Consider the following 21,163-nt stretch of genomic DNA (forward strand, 5'->3'; position numbering starts at 1 on the left):
CAAACTTTAAGGTAACTTGGCCACTGCTATTAGTTACCGCGTTTTGCGTTAATTCATGAACACGCTTACCTAGTTGAAATCTGTCTCCAATATGACCCACAACCGTGTTGGCAGTTAAACCGTCAACGAGTAGCACAATGCCGTATTGGCCTGCACCTTTAACCCGAGCTATACCAGGGAAACTGCCGATATTGCTATGAGCAAAATCTTTCACGCGTAATTGATTCACTTGGCCACGAAGCGCAATTAACGCACCACGAATATCTCGGCCATACGCATGTGGAAGGTTTTTCCATTCTAATTTCACTTGCCATTTTTCGCCTGGCTCTTCTGATACCTGTTCAACCTTTGAATACGGGTTAAAAGCGGCAGTGCTTGACGGAATAACCATCCAGCTGCATTTGCTTGGGGAAATATCGGGTAAGTCAATAATATTGGGCATTACATCGCCGCCTTAAGTTGTTGGGTTAACAAACCACCTGTGGAAAAGTCTTCGTATAAATCGGCGCGCATTTTTTCAGTTGATAACTCAATAGCGCTTTCAAGAGATTCAGAGGTATTGTTATCACCTTCGATTTTTATATGATTGGTTAGGTGAATGACGGTGCCAGAGCTAGAGCCTACGCTACCTTTATTCAACGCTTGTTTTAAATCTTGGTTAGTTCGGCTATCTACAACACGTTCACCTTTATCAAGTAACCATGTTCCTTCGCGGGGGATTTCGTCGATACCATCGTGAGCCATACCCGCCATACCTGCGGAAGCAGCAGTAATAGCACCAGCCATTGGTGTTGCCACCGCTAATGCAGCAGTCATTGCGCCAGGAGCCGCAGCAGGACCAAGAACAGGAATAGCCGAAATAGATGCAAAAGTAGCTAAACCAGCCTGCATGGCGGTTGCTGAAGCATTAGCAGACATAAACGTAGCTGCTGAAATAGCCGTACCTTTATTAATGGCTTTTTCAATGGCGAATAGTGCGAGTTTTTTAACGCCTATTTGTACAATGCCCGAGATCACTTCTTTAATAACTGAGCGACCAATATTTTTCATGGCGTCACTAAAACTCTGTCCTTCCAATATTGACGTTGCTGTCGCATCACCAATGCCTTGTGCAAAACGGTCAAACGAATTCCCCCACATCACATCAAAATTTTCAGTGGTACTCGCAATGTGCTCATTCATTTGTTCCCAAAAAGGCAGTTGCTTTTCAGCATCGGCTTCAACTCTATCTGCAAGCTCAGCCTTTAACATTAATTGCTCTTTTAATTGGTCATTAATGCCAATTAAACTGCCATTTTCCAGCTCATAAGCTAATTGTTGAACGTTAGTTACTTCACCCGTCAATGATACTTTTCGCTGTAGTGATTCAGCGTAGTTTTGAGCATTGCTTGCAAGTTGTTTTGCTTGAGTATTGTTTACAACATCAACTGCTAAGGATTTGTTTTTTGCATCAATCTCCTTGGCTAAATTAACGATCACTTCTTTTTGTGCTGGCAATAAATCTTTGTACTTACCTAAAGTAGTCGCATATTCAGCTTTAGATAATTCGCTGGTTTTGCCCAACAAGGCTAATTGCTTAGTTAATGCTTCACGTTGCTGAGAAAAGATATCTAACGTTTTAACATCTTGCTTTGGTGTTTCTTTTTTGCCAGGCGCTTTCTCACCGACAATGGCCTGTAACGCTTCAATAGTCTCTGTTAAGCGTTCAACCTCTTTATTCGCTGCTGTCACATCAGAGGCAGTCACATTTTTAAAAAATGGATTTTTAAAGCGAGTTTGTGTTTCTTCAGCCATTTGCTGGGCAAGTTCAAGTTGACCTTGATAACGCTGCAAAGCTCCCGTAGCTGTTTTGAATGTATAATTTGCAAATGGATTTAATTTTTTATTTTCTTCATTCAATCGTTTAGCCTGGTCAGCTGCATCACTAGTACTCGTTGCAAACGAGTACATAGCAAAACCAGCAATAGTTAATAGTCCTGGTAAACCGCCTACAAGGCTACTCATCAAAGCTAAAGATTTACCTGAAGAATATAATCTGTTATTTGCTGCTGTTAATGTTGTTCTGACCGCTACTAGAGCTTTTTCACTCGCAGCAACTTTTCCATTAGCAATAGCCAGATTTTTAACGGCTCTGGTTCTAGCATAAGTATTAGTGGCATTGGCCAATGATCGCTTAGCGGCTGCTTGCTCTTGCACAGCCCTATGGTTAGCCGATACAGCAAGTACTTCCTCTGCTTTTGCTGCCGTTGCTGATGCATGTGCTTTCGCTGTATCGGCAGTAATACTTGCATAAGTTACCGCTGTTTTATTTGAAATAGCTTTTACTGCATGACCAGCTGCAACAACAAGCCCAACTTCTAAAATGGTAATGACACCTTCTGCGTGCTCTTTAAGGAAGGCTAAGCCTGACGCTAACCCATCCAAGGTTGGTAGTAAGGCACCATTAATAGGTTGCTCTAATTCAACCGCTAATAGTTGATATTCACGTTTGATATCACGATATTTAGTATTAATGTTATCTGCAGTTTTAGCTGCAGCACCATCGTATTCGGTTAACGCTTTAACTAATAAACCACCAAACATTTCAGACGTTACTTCACCTGAAGCAATGAGCGCTTTAAAACCAGCACCCGTTTCTTCACCTGCAGCACGAGCCAATTTAGTCATTAAGCCTGGTAAGGGTTCAACAACCTGATTAACTTCTTGCATTTGCACAACACCTTGACCAAGTGCTTGGGCTAAACCGTAATAAACGCGCTCTAAATCGGCATTGGTAGCACCATTTTGTGCGGCAGCATTAGACAAGCCCTCAAGCATATCTCGTGCTTGACCATCGGTAATGATTTTCTCTTGGGTGAGTGTTGATAAGCGGCTATAGCCATCAGCTAAGCCGTTTAGTTCTTTATGATGCTCGGCAGCTAAATCAATTAACCAGCGCTCTTTAGCTGCATAGTCTGCTGCATCAGTAGAAAGCCCTTGTAAACGGGTTCGGATATCTTGAAAAGTTGCTAGCTCTCTAACTAAGCCACTGCCTAATTGTAGAGCACCAAAGCCTGCAGCTAAGCCACCAATAGCACGCGTTACTGATTGGGCAACGCGGTTTGTGGCGATAAGCTTATTGTTGGTATTATCTAATGCACTGCCTAGCTGACGAGTTTGCCCAGCAGTACGTTGCGTGCTATGACCAAGTTTTTCTACCACCTGGGTATTTTGTTTTACTTCAGACTTAAACTTGCCGTTTTTAACGTCAAAAACAATACCTAACTTTAAATCATTCATGCATCAACCTTGTTTATCGTTCTCGCAGCGGCTTTGCTCATTGTCCGTAAACCGTTAAATTCTTTTTTGGTGAACTCGCGTTGATTCATTTGGCTTTCGGTTTGTATTTGCACTAAATCAAAGCCTAAACAAGCACCGTCATGGCGATAGCGCATTAAGTCACAAACCTCATTAAACCAAATCACTACCGACCAATTCATGGGCAATATTTCAATAACTTGGTCTTGTTTTACTTCATCGATAAGATGTTGTGGTGCGCCAAATTGCTCCATTTCAATAAGCGTAATGTTCGTGATTAATTCTGGTGCTGCCCATCCTTGCGCAGCCTCTATTAGTTTTTTACAGGTGCGCCTGACACAGCGCCTAAATAGGCGTTAAATAATGATGCTCGGACATAGGGCACTTGAAGAAATGCATCGATGTTTTTCTTGGTAAAAGGTAAGTCTTTTTTGTTGGCACCTAATATTTCTTGCCAACCTTTGACTACGCTACTTAACAAAACAATATCGCCTTTCAAGGAGAGTTCGTCGAACTCTTTCTGGTCAAGTAATTCAAACTGAATTTGACAGGGGAACTCGGTAACTTTGCCGCCATCCACTGGTTCATTAATGGTGACTGGCCACCAAACAATGTTAGTTTTTTTTAGTTGAAACATGGGTTGAAGTCTCTTTAAATTAGGGTTGAATACATAAAAAATGCCATCCATGGCAAAGCATCCTTACTATTAGCTCCAGTGCTCCAGCACCATCAACGCCCTCAATTGTGCAAAATAAGTGTTAGGTTAAGGTGAATTTGATTTCGTCATTACCTGCAGTACTGGGGATTAAAATTAAGTCCATATCTAAACTGGCTGTACCTTCGTTATCACCGTATTTAGGTGGCTTAACTTGCACTTTCGGGCAATCGACTTTACAAATAAGTCCTGGTACTTGGCCATTTTGAATAGAGAGCGCACCAGTGACTGAGTTTTTAGCATCACTGAAGAAGTCTTTAACGGATAAATCAGGTGCTTCAATACTGACTGAGCCACTTGCTTTACGCTCGTTAATGTCAATGCTTTGGGTAGTTAAGGTTTCAATAAACTTAACGTCTTGGCCAACATCTAAAGATAACTTATAAGGCTTTGCGGCAAAGCCATTTAGCGTAAAGCCTGAAGTACGCCCTGCACCTGTTGGCGTTGGTTTTTGCCATAAAGACCAATCAGGCGTTACTGGGGCAACTTCGGTAGGATCAACCCATAAGCCAATAAAGTTAAATTCTAAGTATGGAATACCTTTTTCTAGGGTAACTTTGACATTACCGCGAGCGCCTTTCATGGCATGGAGGTTTTTGCCCATGTTCATATAAAGCGTGGCACTTTCGTAATTACTGGCCGCTAAATCATATTCAACAGAAGTAGCTGCAGTAATCGTTTCAGCAAAACCACAAGCACGTATTAATGGCCCCCATGCAGGAGCCGTAGCAACAGTGCCGCTGCCTTGAAACTCAATTTTAAAGCTAATTAGCACATGCTCACCACTGACAATAGATTCATCAGCGCCTAGGTAAGGTTTCACCAAACCTCGCTCTAAGGCTTCGGCTTCAAGTGGTGTTAAGTCAACATCTTTGGCTAGAATGGCATTTGCTGCACCAGGCGAAGCATCAACACCATAAGTTGTTTCTAGTTTTGCTAAGAGTAATTTTTCACTAAATTTCATGGATAGATTCCTTATTTAGCCTGGGCTTTTTTAGCCGGTGCCTTACTTTGAGTAGCATTGTCTTCTTGATTCTCAAAACCTGTAATTTCTTGAGGCTTGGTTTGTTCAACCAAGGTGGTTTTGCCCGTTTCAGGGTCTTTTATATAGCTACCGCCTTGACGGTTATTTAATTGCGTTACGTTAGGTAATTTCTTGCTCATTGGCTTGCCTCTTCATCATGCTGATTGGTAAAGCGATCCATCCAAAACAACTGTCTTGATTGGATTTTTTGAATATTGCTTTTACCTAATAAAAAATTTGAATGTATTGGGGTAGGTGTCCAACCAAATAAAGCCCCACGTATAGCCTTTCGCACTTTCTCTAATTGGCTTTTGTCTTGCTCACTACGCCCTGTGGTTCTAATACCTATCAATACGCCAACTGTTTCATTAATGGTTTGTATTGCAGGGGCGTACGCCATATCACGATGGTTATTCCCTGGTTGCTCTTCCAGTAATACAACAAAAGCCACCACGTTAACTTTTAGCGAGTCAGACATAGTTTCAACAATATCAAGCGCTGGTTTAACATCATTAATGATTCGTTTACCGTCATCATCGGTTAGCGCTTCAAGGCGCTCTATAACACTGTTAATCATGGTAATAACTCATTTAAAAAATCGGTGGCTGTATCGCCAATAATGCGTAACTGCTTGGCACTAAGACCAATAATTTCACGCTGTGGTAATTTGGTTGACTTACGCCGCCCCGTATCACCACCAAAGTTATGAATAGCGGCATACACTTCAGACGAGCCATATAAAAGTTGATCACCATTAATTTCATAATGGAAAGAGTCACGTAAAATAGCGGTATCGGTTAGGGTTTTACCCCCTTCATCAATTGCACGCTGTGATGCTTGCCATTGCGTGCCATCAGGCGCTTGCTCTGTATCAAAACGACTCAACACATCATCGTGATATGCCTCACCTATATCCGTAAGTAACTCATTAACATCAAGACTTTGAAGGCGGTTAAAGACCTGTTTAACAGGATTTAAACCTGTTATTTCTAAATGGACACCAGCCACTAGAAGCCATCCGTAATGCTAGGACGATTACTTGCCGCTACGCGTAATGTGCTGGGTGAAGTTCTTGCTTGAGGGTCTTCTTGACCGAGTGAAACAAGCCCCTTGGCAATATCACGTAGCTGTTGCATAGCATCTTTTTTGTCATCCGTTGCTTGCTCATCGGCGGTAATAAATAGATCATGTTTAGCAAGCTTGTAACAAATACTGGGTAATGCGCTATCGTTAATTAATTGCTCAGACAGTGGTAAACGCTCAGAGATATAGCCGTTTATCAAATTTGAGGCATCAAGAATAGTACTTTCAACTAACGTTTTTGCTGCGGTAGCATCTTCAATTTCTTCTGCAGAAAAGGCCTGAGTATCACTTGCCTCAATAACCGCCTTTAATGGCTCTGGCTCAATACTTAAATCTAGCTTACCGCCAGTGACTAAGGCCAGTTCGCGTGCGCCCATTCTAATTATGAGTTTTGAGGAAGTGATATATGACATTAGGCTTTCTCACCTTCAGTAGAAGTATTCGTTTGAGCTTGTGCCCATGCTTCATTACGCATTGCTGCGCTCACTGTAAAGCCAACAAGTTCAGTTAGCTTGCCTGCATCTGGCGAGCCGTTGCCAATAATGTTTTCTTTAAGACTTAAATCCATAGTGCCAATGGCCGTTACTACAGTAGCTAACTGTTGTTCCTGGCTAAGCTCATCAGTTAAACCGCCATCTTGCTTTGGCTGTTCGTCCAACTCGCTAATAGCACCAAGTGTTAGCAATGCCGCTGCTTGGTCTTTGGTTAGCATGAGTGGCTTTTGCTCTGTGCCAGGCTGGTACAGTTTTTTATCGTGCTTTACTGGCCAGTTGGCTATGAATGCCTTTTTCTTTTCATCGGTCATAATTCACCTGTAAATAAGATTAATTGTTATAGCATCCTTGCTGCCATCCTTGGCTATCCATCGCTTTACTTAACTACTAGCTCCTGTGCTAGTGTCGCGAACTTATTTACAGCCTTGAATTAGGTAACCTGCATCCATACCTGTTAGCAATGACTGGCGTTCATATTCAACACCAGCAACATGTGACTTAATGGTGCGGTCATACCAAAATGACTCTACGTTAGGGTGTTTATTGCCAGGCGCGTCTAATGCATAGTTGTAACCAAAACTCATGGTTGCGTGTGAAGTAACCACTTTAGGCACAACAGCCAATACCACATCGCTTGTCCAAACATCTTCAAAATTATCGTTGTTTTCAGGGTTTATTAGCATTGACATACCAATAACAACCTTCTCAATTTGGAAAATCTTTTGATAATGTTCAACGGTCATTATTTTCAGTTCATCGTTAGAGAACTTGGCTAATAACTGTGGATGTTCACTGAGAACTTCATTTACGTCTGCAGGTATTACCATTTTGTTAGGGTACTGGCCTGTTTTCTTACGAATAGCTTCACGACCAGTCTTAACATCACCAATAGGATCTGAATTAGCATAATCAGTCCATTTAGCATTACCCGCTAACGTTACCTTGTTGGTAGCACTATAGGCTGCTGGGTTACGCGCTAAAGTGGCTTGTTCATACTCAAGGTTATTCAATTCAATTTGCATCACAGCTTCTAGTGATGAACGTTGAAAATTTAATCCTGGTATTAATGCCGCTTCAGGTAGCCATTCTTTTGGTACAACGCAGTCAAGTGCATTGCTATGCAATGAGAAATTTTCATCAGCAAAACCAATGGTGATACGTTTTGTTACCGTGCCAGGTGCACGACGAGTATTAATAACGCGAAATGCATCTTTACCAAACTTGATAATTTTTCCTGACTTGGCAGGAACACCTACGCGTGGAAATAACTCATGACCAACTAAGTTAGGGTTGCTATAACCAAAAGCTAAATTAGAAAGTACAGGGTCAACTACGCGAATATTTTTACGATTAGGCATACTAAATTTCCTTATGCGTTACTAGGTAATAAAAGGGCTTCAAATTTACTGCCATCAGCTGCAGCTGCGCTTAACGCTCTGCCAACCACTTTACCTGCCGCTTTGGTAATAAACTTACCGTTAGCGCCAACTTCAATGAGTGCACCTTTTACAATGGCCGCACCTGCTTCACAGGTTGTAGTACCTAAAACATCAACGGCTAATTCGTCATCAACAAATGAGTTGGTGTCTGATACTCCATGCATGTGCTCACCCGTAGCGGCATAAGTGCCGTCTAAAGCGATAGCGCGATGCGCTTCAACAATTGCTGCAGCAATAATGGTCAACGTTAAAATTGGGCGTTTAGATTGTGAATACATATTACTTACCTCCCGCTAAGACTGAATCTAAGGCAACGCTGTAGGTGACATCGTTTTTACTTTGGAATTCAACAACGGCTTTGTTCAAATCTTCATTTGAGGCAAACTCAACATTAACTGGGCTATCATCATCAATGAGTTCATCATCAAGCAAGCCGTGCTTAGCGCCGTTTTCAATCATGTTTTTCATGAATTCAACAGGACTTTGCTTAACGGTTTTAGCGTCTTTTCCCGTGCCCTGGCTAAACTCAAATTGGGTAATTTCATCAGCCCCTGGCGCGCTTTCAATGTGCGCCATAAACTCAGCCATACCTGCAGCTTGTGCAGGTAATAACTTACTGGCTTGAATTTGTTCGGTTATCCAGGCTTGGTGTTTTTCAACACGTTGGCCAAATTGCATTTCAGCATTTTGCTTAGTTAATAAAGCTATCTGGTCTTTATCAGCTTGGCTTTGCTGACTGAACTGTGCAGAGGCGTTGGTCTTTGCCTCTTTTGTTGCCAACGCAACTGCCGCATCTATATCGGCTTGAGTAAAATTACTCATATCATCCTCCGCAGGATTATTGTGGTTTGAATAGTTTAAGGAGTGTTCGCTTTCTTCTTTGATTTCTTCACGGATACTTTGACGTTGCAGCCAGTCAACATCCCATTCGTCAACAATGGCTTTCGCCTCTTCAGAGTCACCATTGGTAATCATCCACGCTTGGAATTTACGTAAAAAGCGCACTAGGGTATTGGCTGTTTGGGTTTCAATGGAGAATTCGAATTCGCTGATATCTTGCGGCGTATCAGGTGCTGAGAAGTTGTATTGCCCCACCGACTGAAGGTCTAATGCAGGCTTTACCGCCCCCAAAAAAGCTACATGGTCAATAAACCAGCCTTTGGCTTTACTGAATTGAATACCCAATGAACGCTTGCCGTAGTGCCCAGCAATAACACTTTGAGCAAAACCAACATTGACATCATCGCCATTTAAATACAGTTGGCCTTTATCGGTTAGTTTCACCTCTTTGGCGTAACCATACGATGGCGCATCGGCCTCTGGGTGGCCTGTTAAGAACGCGACTGTACCTGGTTCAAAGTTATCCACCATTTGCTGAAGGTCTTCCTGGCTAAAGGTAAACGCTTTGCCGTGGCGGTCAGTATGTTTACCAGTATGAAACCCTTCAAACCAAGGTAATTCAGTCACGCTATTAAACGCAGCTTCCATTACTTCAGCTAAAGGAGTCTTTACTGGTGTTGATTTAGGGGTCGAGGTAGTGCTGTTGTTTGTTTTCATGCAACCAGTTTGCCTTTGATGGCTTGGCTTAACTGCTAGAAAACATTTGACGTATAAGGTGCGAGGCTTCTTTTTTTACAGTACTGGTTGTCAGATGAAAGCGCAACACTTCATCTGGAAAATGTTCTCCCAGGAACACACGTTTCCCCACGCCTTATTGTGCTGTTTAGGTTGTGGGGCTTTTTTAAGTGATGCCACTACTAGGTGCCACAACTACAAGGGTAAGAAAATGCTAGCCAAAAAACCAACCACTTTTCACTTGAGAAAAAAACAACGTAAACACACCAAACGCGTTTGGGTATTAGAACTGGCCCCAAGCAAAAGTGATGGTGTGGTTTATTTTTACAACGGTGCTAAAGACCTCAACCGAATTCACTTAACTACCGATATTCACAGTGCGCCCTGGTATGAATCAAAACACCACGTTAACGGCCATTTAAATGCTGATTTAAAGCACGCTGGCTTTATTGCCCGTGAGCACACTTTTAACTTTTAAGGGGGCGGTATGAGCGATAACAAAATCCTCAATAAAATTAAAAAACTACTGGCCCTGGCTAAAAGTTCAAACGCTAACGAAGCAGCTGCAGCGTTAAGCCGTGCGCAAAAGCTAATGCAAGAGCATGCCATTACCTTAACGGATGTAGATTTAGCTGACTGCTCAACGGCTGAATGCGTATTAGATGCCAAAGGAGTGAATAAATACGAAGCCAACTTAATGCACCTAATTTCTCATGCTTTTGGTGTTGAGCCTGTAGTGAGTTATGTGCAAATTAACTGGAAAGTGAAGGCGAAAGTTTGCTTTTTAGGCATATCGCCACAACCTGAGTTAGCCCAATACTGCTTTGACGTTTTATATCGCCAATTAAAGCAGTCTCGCGCTCAATACATTAGGCAGCAATCAAAACGCTGCAAACCTTCAACAAAAACTAAACGTGGTGATGCTTTTGCCGAAGCCTGGTGCTTAGCTGTTTATCAAACTATTCATAAATTTGCGCTAAGTGATGAGCAAACCGCACTGATTAAAACTTACAAAGAAAACAAGTTTAAAGACATTGAAGATGGTAAACCTCGTGACCGAACTAAGGGGAAGTCTCGGAGCAAAGACTATTTAGCGGGTGTTAATGCTGCCGAAAACGTGCGTTTAGACAGACCCGTTAACGGTAAAGAGACCGCTAAATTGGGATGCAGCTCATGAGTGACATAAAAGCACTACTCATTAGCTGCCCTATGAAAATTAACGATGAAGGTATGGGCGTATGACTGACATTCGAGAGATATGCACTAAATGCAACCGTAAGTTTTCCCCACTTAGCTCTGCCAGAGGTGAAGAGGCAACAACTTGTTCAAACTGCTTGCCTGGCATCACAGAGCTAAAACTCGAAAAAAAGAAACGTAAAAACAAGCGCAACCTTAATAAACATTCACTTTTTAAAGGCTGTGAAGCCCCTGAAGATATTGAGCTGCTATTTCTCCTTACCAGGATAGAAAGTCCTGAAAAGAAACAAGCCATGTTAGATCACTTATGCAAGGGCTTAGATGCCGTATCCGCACAAGTGTTTAACGGAATTTCTCAGCCTAAGTTCAGTGAAACGTTGAAGCGACTTAATGAAGTGGCACAAATCACTGGTGAATTGTTAGAGCGTAAGTTAGCCAAATTTAGAGCACTCCATAACGCACATTAAAAAATTAATCCCCTTTAAGTGGGATTAAATAAGAGGTTTAAACATGCCTTCAATAAAACTTAAAGCCACCTTTGAAGAGGGACAAAATGCTGCTTTATGCGGTAAAACGCTGGATAACTGCCCTTATCGAAAAACCGAAAAGAAAAACGCCTGGGTGCGAGGGTTTCACCAGGGGAAATTAGCCAAAGAAAATGGTGGTAAAAGCATTACGCCAGTTCAGGCCCGAACGAACCAAGGGCATATTGCCCATTTAAGAAGTTTATTTCACTAAATAAGAGAGACACCTATGAAAGACCAACATAAGAAAATTAAAGGCTACAGAGATTTGAGCCTAGAAGAGATCAACTTAATGAATAAGATCAAAGCCAAAAGTGAGGAAGTTGGTGAGCTGATTAACGAATTTAATAAGATGCGGAATGTAGACGCTGAAATCATTGGTAAGCTGTCTGATGAACAATTATCAGAAACCCGTAGAGCTTTAGCGCTTGCTAAAACAAAGCTGCAAACTGGCTTTATGTGGTTTGTTAGAGCTGTGGCATTGCCTGATTCATTTTAAAGAACCAAGGCATATTACCCCCTTAAGGAGCTTACTTCACGCATGAGAAATCATAATGAATGTAAAAAACAACGTAGTACTGATAAACAACATCAGAGTACTTGGCTTTTTTGGTTACTTTGTTTCGTTGTTGAATTGAGTATTAATGGGCTGTTTTTAAGCGCTTGGTAAATAAATTATTTTAACTTAACTAGATGTGAGGAATGACATGACACCAGAACAAAAAATTAAACACGCCATAATTATTAGAGCTGCTGAGTGGGAAGAAAAACAGCCACCATTAGTAACTGATGAAAATATAGATGAGCTTTACGATGAACTAGTTCTTGCTGATGAGCATTGGGATGCTCTTTATGAATTGCGAGAAGGACAAGTTGAAACTAACATTCCGTGTGAATGCTCGCGTCATTATGAAAGTAAATCTGTAGCCGCTAAAATGCCTGATGATTCTTGGGTAGGTTGGACCTATTGGTTTGGTGGTGGCAAGTATGGCGAGCCTGATGCAATAGATTGGATGGATGAAACTTATGACCTTGAATGCAAAGAAGAGGAGAAAATGGTTATTGTTCGAGAATTCACGAGAACAATTGAAACGACCTAATTATCTGCGTTGTGGTACTTAGCCCCTAACTCGAGCTTTTGGGTGAAGTTAGCTCTTGAGTTTCCTTTACTCATTAAACGTAAGTTAAACCCTCTTTAAAACATGTTTAATGAACACGAGCATGCGTTAATTTTGTTTTAACCGATACTTTACTGACAATTTAAAATAAGCGCCTTAAAATTGATTTGAGGCGCTTTATAAAACAACAGGATATTATTATGAAGCACAACTGGGACAACTTATTAAAAAGCTGCCATCGCAAAGCGTTTAATGTTGCAACAACGTTGAGTCATGCGAGCCAGCAGGTACTTCAAAATCAGATCGGTCTTTTACCGGAAAAGGCAATTCCATGCCATACGCTAAGGCAAGTAAAATACCCGGTAATATCTTAGCCTTGGGCAACCCTTGCGGAATAGCGGTAACAGGGTTGCTTTCCATTTGATTCGCCATTGCCAACATAATCAATTGTTGATGGCGTTCTACAGCATATGAAAAAGTCGACTTAATCAGTAATAAATTTTGACAATCGCTTTTTCACTAGTTGTTCTGTCAGGTTTTCTGAAAACTTAAATTCAATAAGTTGATAGCCTAATTCTTTGCATAGCATTTTTTTCTTTTTATCATTTTCCTTTCTTTTTTTTAAACCTTCTTTACCACCCCAATGTTCAACCACTTTATAGTGTTGCTCTCCTTGGTACTCGATGCCTAGTTTGATATTTGGTAACCAAATATCAAGTTCAAGCCTTTGTAATTCGGAGCCTCTATAATGATGAACAACCTCTTCTTTGGGGAATAACGTAACAATAATATTATATAGCATTGTTTCTGATAGCCATCGTTCACCAACTTTAGGAAAGCCAAATCGAACCCTTAACTCATTTTCAATAACTCTGTATTCTGAACCCTCGTATATGTCACAACCATGTTTAATTCTTGATAAGTGTTTATGATAAGGAAGGTAATACTGTAAAAAGGATGAGTAATACATACTATTGCCATATTTTATTTTAGGAAGACCTCCATTACAAAAGTGGCATAAATTATCAATATACTTTATTGCCTTAACTCTTTCGGTTAACTCAGGTTCGCTATTTCCATACGGTAAAAATCTTATAATATCATCATCTATGTCTAAATACGGATTAAAGCAAGTGCACGTATATAAAGCCCCTGTAATTCTATCAATCCAAATTACAGGATAGTTACTACCAATATTTATCTCATCTAACTCATCAGAAGTCTCTTTGTGAGTTGACAATTTATTGCTAATAATAGCGTCAATCAGCTTTGGCTCAAACCATATACCAAACAAACCAAAATATGATTTCTTTTTTCTCTTGGAAATATCATAGGCATAACCTGTTGAATAGACACCATCACCTAAAGTCAACTGAATGTCGCAATCTGAATTTTCAAGTGAAATAACGATATTTCCTATTGAAAACACACCCGACAATGAAGTTAAGCAAGGTAGTGATACAGGGGTTCTATCGATATAGTTAACAGCATCAATACTCGATTTATCGTGCCCATATCGCGCACAAAAAAAGAAATCTAGTTCTTTTCTTATATCATTATCCCAGCCAGTGAATTTAATTATACGACCAAGCTCCTGTTGGCAGGGAGCTTTTCTATAATTTACTTTGCCAAGTATGTCCCTTGAATTGATCCTTACTCCATGTTTGCTAAATATATCTTCTAAATTTTTTTTAAATGCATTTCGTACTTCATAAAAAAAATCACTTCTTGAAGGAGTGTTTTTATTTAAAGCTTTATTGATAGTGCTTTTTAAAATAGATGTAGGGATTACTATTTTAAATATTGCATTAGTCACACTGCCCTGCCAATCCAAACGACTTTACCAATGACATGTAGAAGGTCTGAGTTACTATCATCAATGGTTTCGTTTGGGTAAGCAGGATTATCTGAAATAATATCGATTGCACCTGTTAGACGTTTCCGTAATCGTTTAACAAAGAGATCTTTGTCTATACGTATTATATAAATGCCATCAACAAACCTATCCATAGGGTTTTTATCAATGAGCAGCTCATCGCCACAGGTGATGCTTGGCTCCATGCTGTCGCCTTTAGCATGAATCATCACCAAGTCTTTATTTTGTAAACGGTGGGCGTTTATCCATTCTTTTTTGAATATTAAACTTTTATCGCTTTCTTCGGTGAGGATTTCGGCACCATGACCTGCAGAGGCATGAAGACTTAATTCAGGGACGTCAATGAATAAAATATCATTCTTAGGGCTATCAGCTTTAACTGTTCCTAAATCTTTTTTGGGGCTTTTGTGCCCTATAACGATTTGATCAATATCAAATCCCAATTCATATAACTTGGCTAATTTATCAGATGGTATAGGGGTTCCAGCTTCCCATCGACTATATGTCTTCCTGTCTACCTCACAATGCTCGTAAATTGTTTTTTGTTTTAAATCAACACGTTCCCTTTCTTGACGTAAAAAATGAGACATTAATGCACCATAACCATTGGCTAGGGCGTATATGCCCTATATATTGTTAACCAACTTAAACAAAACCCACGCATGAACCCGTCAAAGTAAGCGCGTGAGTTTTACCAAAAACACAAAGGACAATACTATGGATGCTACCGAAATAAAGCAAGCCCTTATTGCTATTCACCCCAGTTTAACCTTAACCCTCATAGCTAAAGAAAAAGGTATTGCTTTGAATACCTTGTCTAGCGTTATTCATCGCCGCTTTGTTGGTAAGGCCGCAGCATTAACCCTATGTAAAATATTAGGAAAAACACCTAAAGAGGTTTTCCCTGACGTGCCAAGTTATGCCATACCTGTTGGCACTACTGAAGAAGCACAAGCCATTCTTAAAAAGCGCTTAAGCGCATAGGAGGCTTGATATGACTAATTCAGCACCTGCGCTAACACCTTTTAAAGCGTTTCAGCATCAACTTGATTTGCGCATTGCGCCAACGGCTCAGTTGTATAAGGCCAGCAAGCAAGTGAGCCTTGCCTTGTTTGCGAAAATGCAGCAGCCAGACGATAAATTTGTTCGCCTATGTATGCATCCTTGTTTTGACCTGTTATGGCAAGGTCATCCCAGCCAGTTCCTTGATGAGAATCTAGTAATGACAGTGCTACAAACATTTGATACGCATGATATATGGCTTGCACTAGCGCGTTTATTAAAACAGGCGTTACCTGACTTGGCGGCAAGTTTTGAAAATGAGCCGGGCCTTGCGCAAGTATGGATTTTAACCTGTGGTCGCTTATTAGCTTTTCCGCTGCAAGGGGATCCGCTAGCGCACTTTTCAGCAGCGCAGCGCGTTCGTCTTTGCTTTGTTGACTATCAAGCACTGACTGCCACTTAAATATGGCACCTTGAAAGACTAAGGCAAACAACGCGTTATGCGTTGGCACATGATATTGAGTAGACATTTTATTTCTCCTGAATATAAAAAATAAAACAATAACTTAGGTAATTTGCAATGACAACAAGCAACCAGCACAACCCACAACGCACCATTGAGCAAATAATTGATGATGAAATAGCCAGTGAAGCCGCTAGCACACCCATGACTAAAAGCACCGCACAATTACATGCTGAGTTTGAACAACGTAAACAAGCGCGACATACGGATGAGCAAGCATTGCTTGCCAGCGAGTCAATCTTTTCTAGTGAAGACTGCTTTGAAGAAAGTAACATTAGAATGATGTCGTTTCAGTTAAAGTCAGGTCTTGTCAGCCAGGTTAAAACAAGCTTTGCCTGCTCGTTAATTCGTAACGCTTTGCAGCGCCAACTGCAAACGCCAATTCAATTATCACTGGCGCTATGTAATCATCCCTGTTTTTGTCTGTTATTCGACAGTCCACAACGCCAGAAATTATTGGCCAATCAAGCGCCGCTAGATTGGCAAACATTTGAGCAGCCAACTGAACTACACCAATTAAGCCACCAGTTAACGGTTGCATTACCTGAGCTTGCGAGCGACTTTGAAACGCAGACTGGCCTAGGCGAAGTGTGGCAAGAAGCTGTGCTTGTGTTATTGCGCTCTCCTCTACCTTACCCGTTGCTCGATAATCTTCATGCAACTGACGTTGCTGCTCTTGTGTTAGCAAGCTATCAAACATCGCTTGCCAAGCAAGTAAGTCCTCCTCTAGCAGTTGATAAAAAGCAATCTTTCCTTGGTCGTTTGCAGGGGCGTATTTACTCATGGTGTGTTCTCCGTGGCGTTGTTAATAAAGCTAAAAAGTTGAAACAAGCCTAACAAAGCCAAAAAAATAATTAACTAGTAAAAATTAATTATTTTTTACCCTCTGGGCGTAGGCCCTATAGCACAAGGTATTGATATGAAAACACTCATTGACTTAATAGCACAATTACCTGAAGCACAATTCATTGAGCTACGCATGGCATTGCAACTTCGTGAAGAATTTATTTGGGAAAAGCTTGCCGATGATGAAGAGATTAACCGCAGTCACTTTCGTCAGTGCAAATGCCAGTTAGCTAAATTAAATCAAACGTTAGGGATGAACTAATCATGCAACAAGACTTATTTCAGGCACTACATTACGACCCTTTAGACGAAGCTAATGCTCCCGATTACGATTTAGCCGCTGAGCTGGTGGGGGCTATTCAGCAAAGCATACGCAAAAGCCCTTATTCGCGCGCGCAAGTAGTAGACCGTATTAACTTATGTTTGCGCAATTCTGACATTACCGTAACCACGGTTAAATTTAATAAATGGCTAAGCCCTAGCCAAGCTAACTTAATACCTGCTGCGGTATTAACCGCATTAAGTTGGGCGGTTGGATCTAATTATCACTTTGATATTTTGGTGAATCCATTACATCAAAAATTAGTGCACAACTCTGGCGACTTTATTCGAGAAATCAATGAAAAACGCATTATTGCTGAATTACAAATAAAAGAAACCCGAGCATTAGAGAAGCAAATGCAGCAAATGCTTGAAGGTAAATATTAATGTCGACAGCAGTAACAACACAAGGCGCTAGTCATCCAATAACCGCGCAAATTCTTGCGCAGGTAAAAGCCATTGATGTGCAGCTACCTGAGTCGGTAGAGGATAAGTGGGCTGAGATAGAGCAAAAAGAAATAGCCCTTGCGGTACATATAGCTGAGTTAGGTTATCGCTACATGGATTTGCGTGAGGCGGTTGGACAGGACTTTAAAGGTGAGCTTGAAGCTCGAGGCTTAAACCGTTCAACAATCTATGGGTATATGGATGTTGCCAAGTTCTTTTTAGAAATGCCTGAATCAAATGTCCTGACGTCAGGACACTTAAAGCCATCACAAATAACGGAACTCGTTAAGTTACCCGAACAAGAAAAACAAGCGTTAACCCCTGAAAAAATCGCTGAATATGGTGACATGTCAGTACGGGCATTACGTGCCGAGGTTAAGCAGCTGCGTTTAAATATTGACGAACAAGACTCAGTGCAAGCAGAGAACCAACGCTTAAAGCAGCAGCTTGAGCAAACAGAACAAGATCGCACCGAGGCAATAAACATGTTGAATCATGAACAACACAGCAAAAGCCCTGCGCTTAAATACGGCGTATCGCCAACCGTTGCTCATACCCGCGAACGTGCGTTGGTATTGCACGACCTACTTAGCCAGTGCGTAGGTGAAGTGGGTCATGAAGTTAAAAAATGCACTCAATCAGGCCTTGATGTTGAGCAGTCAAAAGAGTGTGCCTTAGCGCTGTATTACAGCCTGAGTGCGCCTATTATCCATTTAGCTAAAAAGCTAGAGCAATTAGTAGAGAGTTACGGGGTTGATGTACTACAAGCCCCTGAGAACATGCCCATTTTTAATGATGAAGAACTAGAAACCGCCTTTAAATTAGCCGACACCCTACGTGGTGCCATTTTTGTCAACCGAAAAGCTTAACCAACATTGCTATAGGAATACCGTTATGCACCCAGCCGTAATTAAATTTAAACAACTCGTGGTAGAAAACCAAGATGCTAATACTTGGTTAGATGCTACCGAAAAACAAAAGAAAATAGCCCTTGCTCGCAAGGTGTTTATCAGCGAGTTAACCCATCTATTAACTGAACATCCATTTTCACAGGCGGTTAAACAACTTAAAAGCCATATGCAGCGTGACAATAACAGCGCTCACCGCATTAATGCACTGGCCTTATTAAAATATAAAACACCTAGCAGCAATACCTTAAAAAACTGGATTGATGCCTTTGAAGAAAGTGGCTTAGTGGGCTTGTTACCCAAACATAAAGGCTCACAACGTAAAAACTATGGTTGGGAAGCACTAGCCATTGAGCTATATCACAGGCCGCAACAACCGAGCATGAAAAAAGTAGCGCGACAGTTGCGTGAAGATCATGGTTTTGACACGGCGACAGAAAATAACGTGTGGTACTTCTTAAACCAATTACCAGCAGAGCTAGGCGATAAATCACCGTACCGCATGGGCACTAAGTTACACCGTGATAGCCAACGCATGTTTAACCTGCGCCATACTGAAAACTTAAAAGCCGGTGATTTATATCAAGGTGACGGCCATACCTTAGATGTCTACCTAAAACACCCTAATACGGGCAAGTTATGGCGTGCAGAGTTAACGGTATTTCAAGACTGGAAAACTCGCTACATTGCAGGCTGGTACATTTCCAACGCTGAAAGCGCAGTAACTACCATGGCAGCCTTAAGCCATGCAATGGGTACTTACAACCATGTACCGCTTATGTTGTACATAGACAATGGCTGTGGTTATAAGTCGAAGTTAATGAATGATGATACCGCAGGCTTTTATTCAAGCTTTGGTATGGATGTTATTTTTGCCATACCTGGTAATGCAAAAGCCAAAGGTAATGTAGAGCGCTTCTTTAGAGTGATGGAAGAAGACTTTAATAAAGACTTTGATACTTATTGCGGTAAAGACATGAGTAATGATATTGCTCGCCATTTTAGCAGTAAAAAAATGCACATACTTGAGCAAAAAGGGATTCATGTACCTAGCTTGGGTGAGTGGTGCGAAGCGTTTGAGGGATGGTTAAACAAGTATCACAACCGCCCACACCCTGAATATAAACATACTACCCCAGCCGCTATGTGGGCGCAGTTAGAGCGCATTCCGGTGCACGATCAAAACTTACTTATCAAACCACGAGAGCAAGTCAACGTAGCACGAGCCACCATTAATTTACATGGCCGCCGTTACCACATGCCGCACCTACATCAATTTAATGGCCAAAAATTAGTGGCTGAATATGATTTGCATAACGACAGTAGTATTCGGGTTTTTGATGTAAACGGTACGTATTTGTTAACGGCTGAGATTAGCCATAAAAAGGCCGCGATACCGACGAGCCGCATTGAGCAACAACGCATTGCTTCACTTAAATCCAGTGAAAAACGCTTACAGAATAAAATTGAAGAAAATCGTTTACGTCATAGCCCTACACATTCAGCCCACGAACAGCAACTTGATGCGCTTGAAGTAATAGAGACGAATGAACCTGAAATTCTAGCTGAACACACTGAGCCTGAATTTAATTTGGATGAACTTTACCGTGACAACTTAGTAAACCGACCACGAGAAGATGATGACGATGAAGAGTTTGAATTCGAGCTGCTTGATTAACTTTTTTATTTACCGCTTAGCACAAAGGAATAACAACAATGGCTAAAGAACATATTAACTACCCTGACAGTTTTACCCCGTTTTATACACCACAACATATGGTTGATGTTAAACGCATTATTGATTGGCTTAACGAAAGTAAAAGCCGTACTCAGTCTCACTTGGTGAAACAAATTTCATTTTCTTCAAGCTATGTAAGTACCTTAATTAATGGCGCACACCCTATAGATCCCTCCTCAATAATTGATGTCATTATTCCGATTATTGAAGACACCATTATACCGTTAAAAGCAGGAGATTTTGTACAAACCAGTACTTATCGTTTAGTGGCTATGGCATGTGACAGTGCTCGTGAATCACAACGTTTCACGGTTATTGCGGGTTCGCCCGGTGTCGGTAAAAGCACAGCGTTGCAATATTATCGCGATAATTTACCTAGCACTATTTACATTGAGGGCAGTGAATTTACTACTAGCTCTATGGTGTTAGATGAGTTGATTGATGCGCTAGGTATTAAGCTGAGCGCTAAAAATACTAAAGGGCTAAAAGCCAAAGCGATTATTAATAAATTAACTGGCTCTAACCGCTTAATTATTTTAGATGAAGCCGACAAATGTGCTGCCGATGTATGTGATCCCCTACGCACTATTTCAGACCGTACAGGCTGTGGCGTAGTACTGGCAGGAAATCATCAGTTACGTGAAAACATTATATGTGGCAATAACCGTTATGACTTAATTAGTGATCGCGTGGTGTTTTGGCCCGCAGCTATTACGGCAATCACTTTAGAAGATTGTAGCAACTTAATGCGTCCTTATTTCACCGACGATATGCTCAAAGAAGATTTTGATGTGCTGGTGAAGTATGCCCACGAACTCACCAAAGGTAGTGCCCGTAAATTAATTAAATCACTTATCCCAAGCGTTATGCGTTTTCTTGAATCAAGAGTACGTAACAAAGGCGATGTGTTAATTGATTGTAAGTGGTTTCAAAGTGCAGCCAAGCAACAAATGGGCATTCAAAACCCACCACCATTGCCACAAAAACGCAGCACGATAGCGATACCCGCTTAACATAATTTAGCTTAACCCTATTT

30 protein-coding genes are annotated in these 21,163 nt (G+C 41.2%); 14 read left to right on the plus strand and 16 right to left on the minus strand.

The features are described 5' to 3' along the window. From ND2E_RS11380 to ND2E_RS11325, 13 genes are all read right to left on the minus strand, one after another. On the minus strand, positions 1 to 442 hold a 442-nt coding region (locus tag ND2E_RS11380), incomplete at its 3' end, for a hypothetical protein (protein WP_033093790.1). Then, a complete protein-coding gene (locus ND2E_RS22395; protein ID WP_052056499.1) occupies positions 442 to 3,279 on the minus strand; it encodes a tape measure protein in 2,838 nt (945 codons plus the stop codon). The genes ND2E_RS22395 and ND2E_RS11380, both read right to left, overlap by 1 nt. After that, positions 3,276 to 3,551 carry a DUF1799 domain-containing protein gene (locus ND2E_RS11375; protein WP_033093791.1) on the minus strand — a complete coding sequence of 92 codons (276 nt, stop codon included), beginning with the start codon at positions 3,549 to 3,551 and terminating at the stop codon, positions 3,276 to 3,278. Before ND2E_RS11375 ends, ND2E_RS22395 begins: the two co-directional genes overlap by 4 nt. Before the next feature lie 59 nt (positions 3,552 to 3,610). Next, positions 3,611 to 3,934 carry a hypothetical protein gene (locus ND2E_RS11370; RefSeq protein ID WP_150113738.1) on the minus strand — a complete coding sequence of 108 codons (324 nt, stop codon included), beginning with the start codon at positions 3,932 to 3,934 and terminating at the stop codon, positions 3,611 to 3,613. A 121-nt stretch (positions 3,935 to 4,055) separates the two neighbouring features. After that, complete coding sequence (locus tag ND2E_RS11365) at positions 4,056 to 4,976, minus strand: phage tail tube protein (protein ID WP_033093793.1); 921 nt, start codon at positions 4,974 to 4,976, stop codon at positions 4,056 to 4,058. Between the two features lie 11 nt (positions 4,977 to 4,987). Further along, positions 4,988 to 5,176 (minus strand): hypothetical protein, encoded by a 189-nt coding sequence (locus tag ND2E_RS11360; RefSeq protein WP_033093794.1) that lies wholly within the window; start codon positions 5,174 to 5,176, stop codon positions 4,988 to 4,990. Next, the gene (locus ND2E_RS11355; RefSeq protein WP_033093795.1) at positions 5,173 to 5,613 is read right to left on the minus strand and encodes a phage tail terminator protein; all 441 of its coding nucleotides are present in this window, start codon (positions 5,611 to 5,613) and stop codon (positions 5,173 to 5,175) included. The genes ND2E_RS11360 and ND2E_RS11355 overlap by 4 nt, the downstream gene beginning before the upstream one ends. Next, on the minus strand, positions 5,610 to 6,044 hold the full coding sequence (locus ND2E_RS11350; RefSeq protein WP_033093796.1) for a phage virion morphogenesis protein: 435 nt from the start codon (positions 6,042 to 6,044) through the stop codon (positions 5,610 to 5,612). The genes ND2E_RS11355 and ND2E_RS11350 overlap by 4 nt, the downstream gene beginning before the upstream one ends. Next, the gene (locus ND2E_RS11345; protein ID WP_033093797.1) at positions 6,044 to 6,532 is read right to left on the minus strand and encodes a phage protein Gp36 family protein; all 489 of its coding nucleotides are present in this window, start codon (positions 6,530 to 6,532) and stop codon (positions 6,044 to 6,046) included. Before ND2E_RS11345 ends, ND2E_RS11350 begins: the two co-directional genes overlap by 1 nt. Beyond that, complete coding sequence (locus tag ND2E_RS11340) at positions 6,532 to 6,924, minus strand: hypothetical protein (RefSeq protein ID WP_033093798.1); 393 nt, start codon at positions 6,922 to 6,924, stop codon at positions 6,532 to 6,534. Before ND2E_RS11340 ends, ND2E_RS11345 begins: the two co-directional genes overlap by 1 nt. Before the next feature lie 102 nt (positions 6,925 to 7,026). Continuing rightward, a complete protein-coding gene (locus ND2E_RS11335) occupies positions 7,027 to 7,971 on the minus strand; it encodes a hypothetical protein (protein WP_033093799.1) in 945 nt (314 codons plus the stop codon). Positions 7,972 to 7,982: 11 nt separating this feature from the next. Beyond that, complete coding sequence (locus ND2E_RS11330; protein ID WP_033093800.1) at positions 7,983 to 8,330, minus strand: DUF2190 family protein; 348 nt, start codon at positions 8,328 to 8,330, stop codon at positions 7,983 to 7,985. Position 8,331: 1 nt separating this feature from the next. Continuing rightward, positions 8,332 to 9,609, minus strand: coding sequence for a hypothetical protein (locus ND2E_RS11325; RefSeq protein ID WP_033093801.1), 1,278 nt, complete (start codon positions 9,607 to 9,609; stop codon positions 8,332 to 8,334). Between the two features lie 229 nt (positions 9,610 to 9,838). On the opposite strand from ND2E_RS11325, the gene ND2E_RS11320 reads away from it, so the two are divergent. The 6 genes from ND2E_RS11320 (at position 9,839) to ND2E_RS11300 (ending at position 12,448) form a co-directional block, all read left to right on the plus strand. Continuing rightward, on the plus strand, positions 9,839 to 10,105 hold the full coding sequence (locus ND2E_RS11320; RefSeq protein WP_033093802.1) for a hypothetical protein: 267 nt from the start codon (positions 9,839 to 9,841) through the stop codon (positions 10,103 to 10,105). A 9-nt stretch (positions 10,106 to 10,114) separates the two neighbouring features. Then, positions 10,115 to 10,804, plus strand: a complete 690-nt coding sequence (locus ND2E_RS11315) for a DUF2786 domain-containing protein (RefSeq protein ID WP_033093803.1) — start codon at positions 10,115 to 10,117, stop codon at positions 10,802 to 10,804. Positions 10,805 to 10,865: 61 nt separating this feature from the next. Then, on the plus strand, positions 10,866 to 11,291 hold the full coding sequence (locus ND2E_RS22400) for a hypothetical protein (protein ID WP_052056501.1): 426 nt from the start codon (positions 10,866 to 10,868) through the stop codon (positions 11,289 to 11,291). 43 nt (positions 11,292 to 11,334) lie between these two features. Continuing rightward, positions 11,335 to 11,562 carry a ribosome modulation factor gene (locus tag ND2E_RS11310; RefSeq protein WP_033093804.1) on the plus strand — a complete coding sequence of 76 codons (228 nt, stop codon included), beginning with the start codon at positions 11,335 to 11,337 and terminating at the stop codon, positions 11,560 to 11,562. Between the two features lie 15 nt (positions 11,563 to 11,577). Next, complete coding sequence (locus tag ND2E_RS11305; RefSeq protein ID WP_033093805.1) at positions 11,578 to 11,847, plus strand: Acb2/Tad1 domain-containing protein; 270 nt, start codon at positions 11,578 to 11,580, stop codon at positions 11,845 to 11,847. 208 nt (positions 11,848 to 12,055) lie between these two features. After that, positions 12,056 to 12,448: a hypothetical protein gene (locus ND2E_RS11300; protein WP_033093806.1), complete on the plus strand. Its 393-nt coding sequence runs from the start codon at positions 12,056 to 12,058 to the stop codon at positions 12,446 to 12,448. 267 nt (positions 12,449 to 12,715) lie between these two features. On the opposite strand, the gene ND2E_RS23085 is transcribed toward ND2E_RS11300, so the two are convergent. From ND2E_RS23085 to ND2E_RS0121480, 3 genes are all read right to left on the minus strand, one after another. Then, complete coding sequence (locus ND2E_RS23085) at positions 12,716 to 12,886, minus strand: hypothetical protein (protein ID WP_190277826.1); 171 nt, start codon at positions 12,884 to 12,886, stop codon at positions 12,716 to 12,718. A 64-nt stretch (positions 12,887 to 12,950) separates the two neighbouring features. Next, positions 12,951 to 14,282: a hypothetical protein gene (locus tag ND2E_RS11295; RefSeq protein WP_033093807.1), complete on the minus strand. Its 1,332-nt coding sequence runs from the start codon at positions 14,280 to 14,282 to the stop codon at positions 12,951 to 12,953. After that, a complete protein-coding gene (locus ND2E_RS0121480) occupies positions 14,279 to 14,932 on the minus strand; it encodes a S24 family peptidase (protein WP_052056503.1) in 654 nt (217 codons plus the stop codon). The genes ND2E_RS11295 and ND2E_RS0121480 overlap by 4 nt, the downstream gene beginning before the upstream one ends. A 127-nt stretch (positions 14,933 to 15,059) precedes the next feature. Between ND2E_RS0121480 and ND2E_RS11290 the strand changes: the two genes are divergently transcribed. The 8 genes from ND2E_RS11290 to ND2E_RS11255 all read left to right on the plus strand — a co-directional run bounded on the left by ND2E_RS11290 (position 15,060) and on the right by ND2E_RS11255 (position 21,140). Then, positions 15,060 to 15,326: a hypothetical protein gene (locus ND2E_RS11290; protein ID WP_033093808.1), complete on the plus strand. Its 267-nt coding sequence runs from the start codon at positions 15,060 to 15,062 to the stop codon at positions 15,324 to 15,326. 10 nt (positions 15,327 to 15,336) lie between these two features. Beyond that, a complete protein-coding gene (locus ND2E_RS11285) occupies positions 15,337 to 15,807 on the plus strand; it encodes a hypothetical protein (protein ID WP_033093809.1) in 471 nt (156 codons plus the stop codon). 117 nt (positions 15,808 to 15,924) lie between these two features. Beyond that, entirely contained in the window at positions 15,925 to 16,704 is a 780-nt protein-coding gene (locus ND2E_RS11280; RefSeq protein WP_033093810.1) for a hypothetical protein, read from the plus strand. Positions 16,705 to 16,786: 82 nt separating this feature from the next. Then, the gene (locus ND2E_RS11275; protein ID WP_033093811.1) at positions 16,787 to 16,975 is read left to right on the plus strand and encodes a hypothetical protein; all 189 of its coding nucleotides are present in this window, start codon (positions 16,787 to 16,789) and stop codon (positions 16,973 to 16,975) included. Positions 16,976 to 16,977: 2 nt separating this feature from the next. Continuing rightward, a complete protein-coding gene (locus tag ND2E_RS11270; protein ID WP_033093812.1) occupies positions 16,978 to 17,421 on the plus strand; it encodes a hypothetical protein in 444 nt (147 codons plus the stop codon). After that, positions 17,421 to 18,350 carry a hypothetical protein gene (locus ND2E_RS11265; RefSeq protein ID WP_033093813.1) on the plus strand — a complete coding sequence of 310 codons (930 nt, stop codon included), beginning with the start codon at positions 17,421 to 17,423 and terminating at the stop codon, positions 18,348 to 18,350. Before ND2E_RS11270 ends, ND2E_RS11265 begins: the two co-directional genes overlap by 1 nt. A 25-nt stretch (positions 18,351 to 18,375) precedes the next feature. Further along, positions 18,376 to 20,067: a Mu transposase C-terminal domain-containing protein gene (locus tag ND2E_RS11260; RefSeq protein ID WP_052056506.1), complete on the plus strand. Its 1,692-nt coding sequence runs from the start codon at positions 18,376 to 18,378 to the stop codon at positions 20,065 to 20,067. Positions 20,068 to 20,105: 38 nt separating this feature from the next. Beyond that, positions 20,106 to 21,140, plus strand: coding sequence for an AAA family ATPase (locus tag ND2E_RS11255; protein ID WP_033093814.1), 1,035 nt, complete (start codon positions 20,106 to 20,108; stop codon positions 21,138 to 21,140). Positions 21,141 to 21,163: the final 23 nt, after the last annotated feature.

It is taken from the genome of Colwellia psychrerythraea, assembly GCF_000764225.1.
In the GTDB taxonomy this organism is placed as follows: Bacteria; Pseudomonadota; Gammaproteobacteria; order Enterobacterales; family Alteromonadaceae; genus Colwellia; species Colwellia psychrerythraea_D.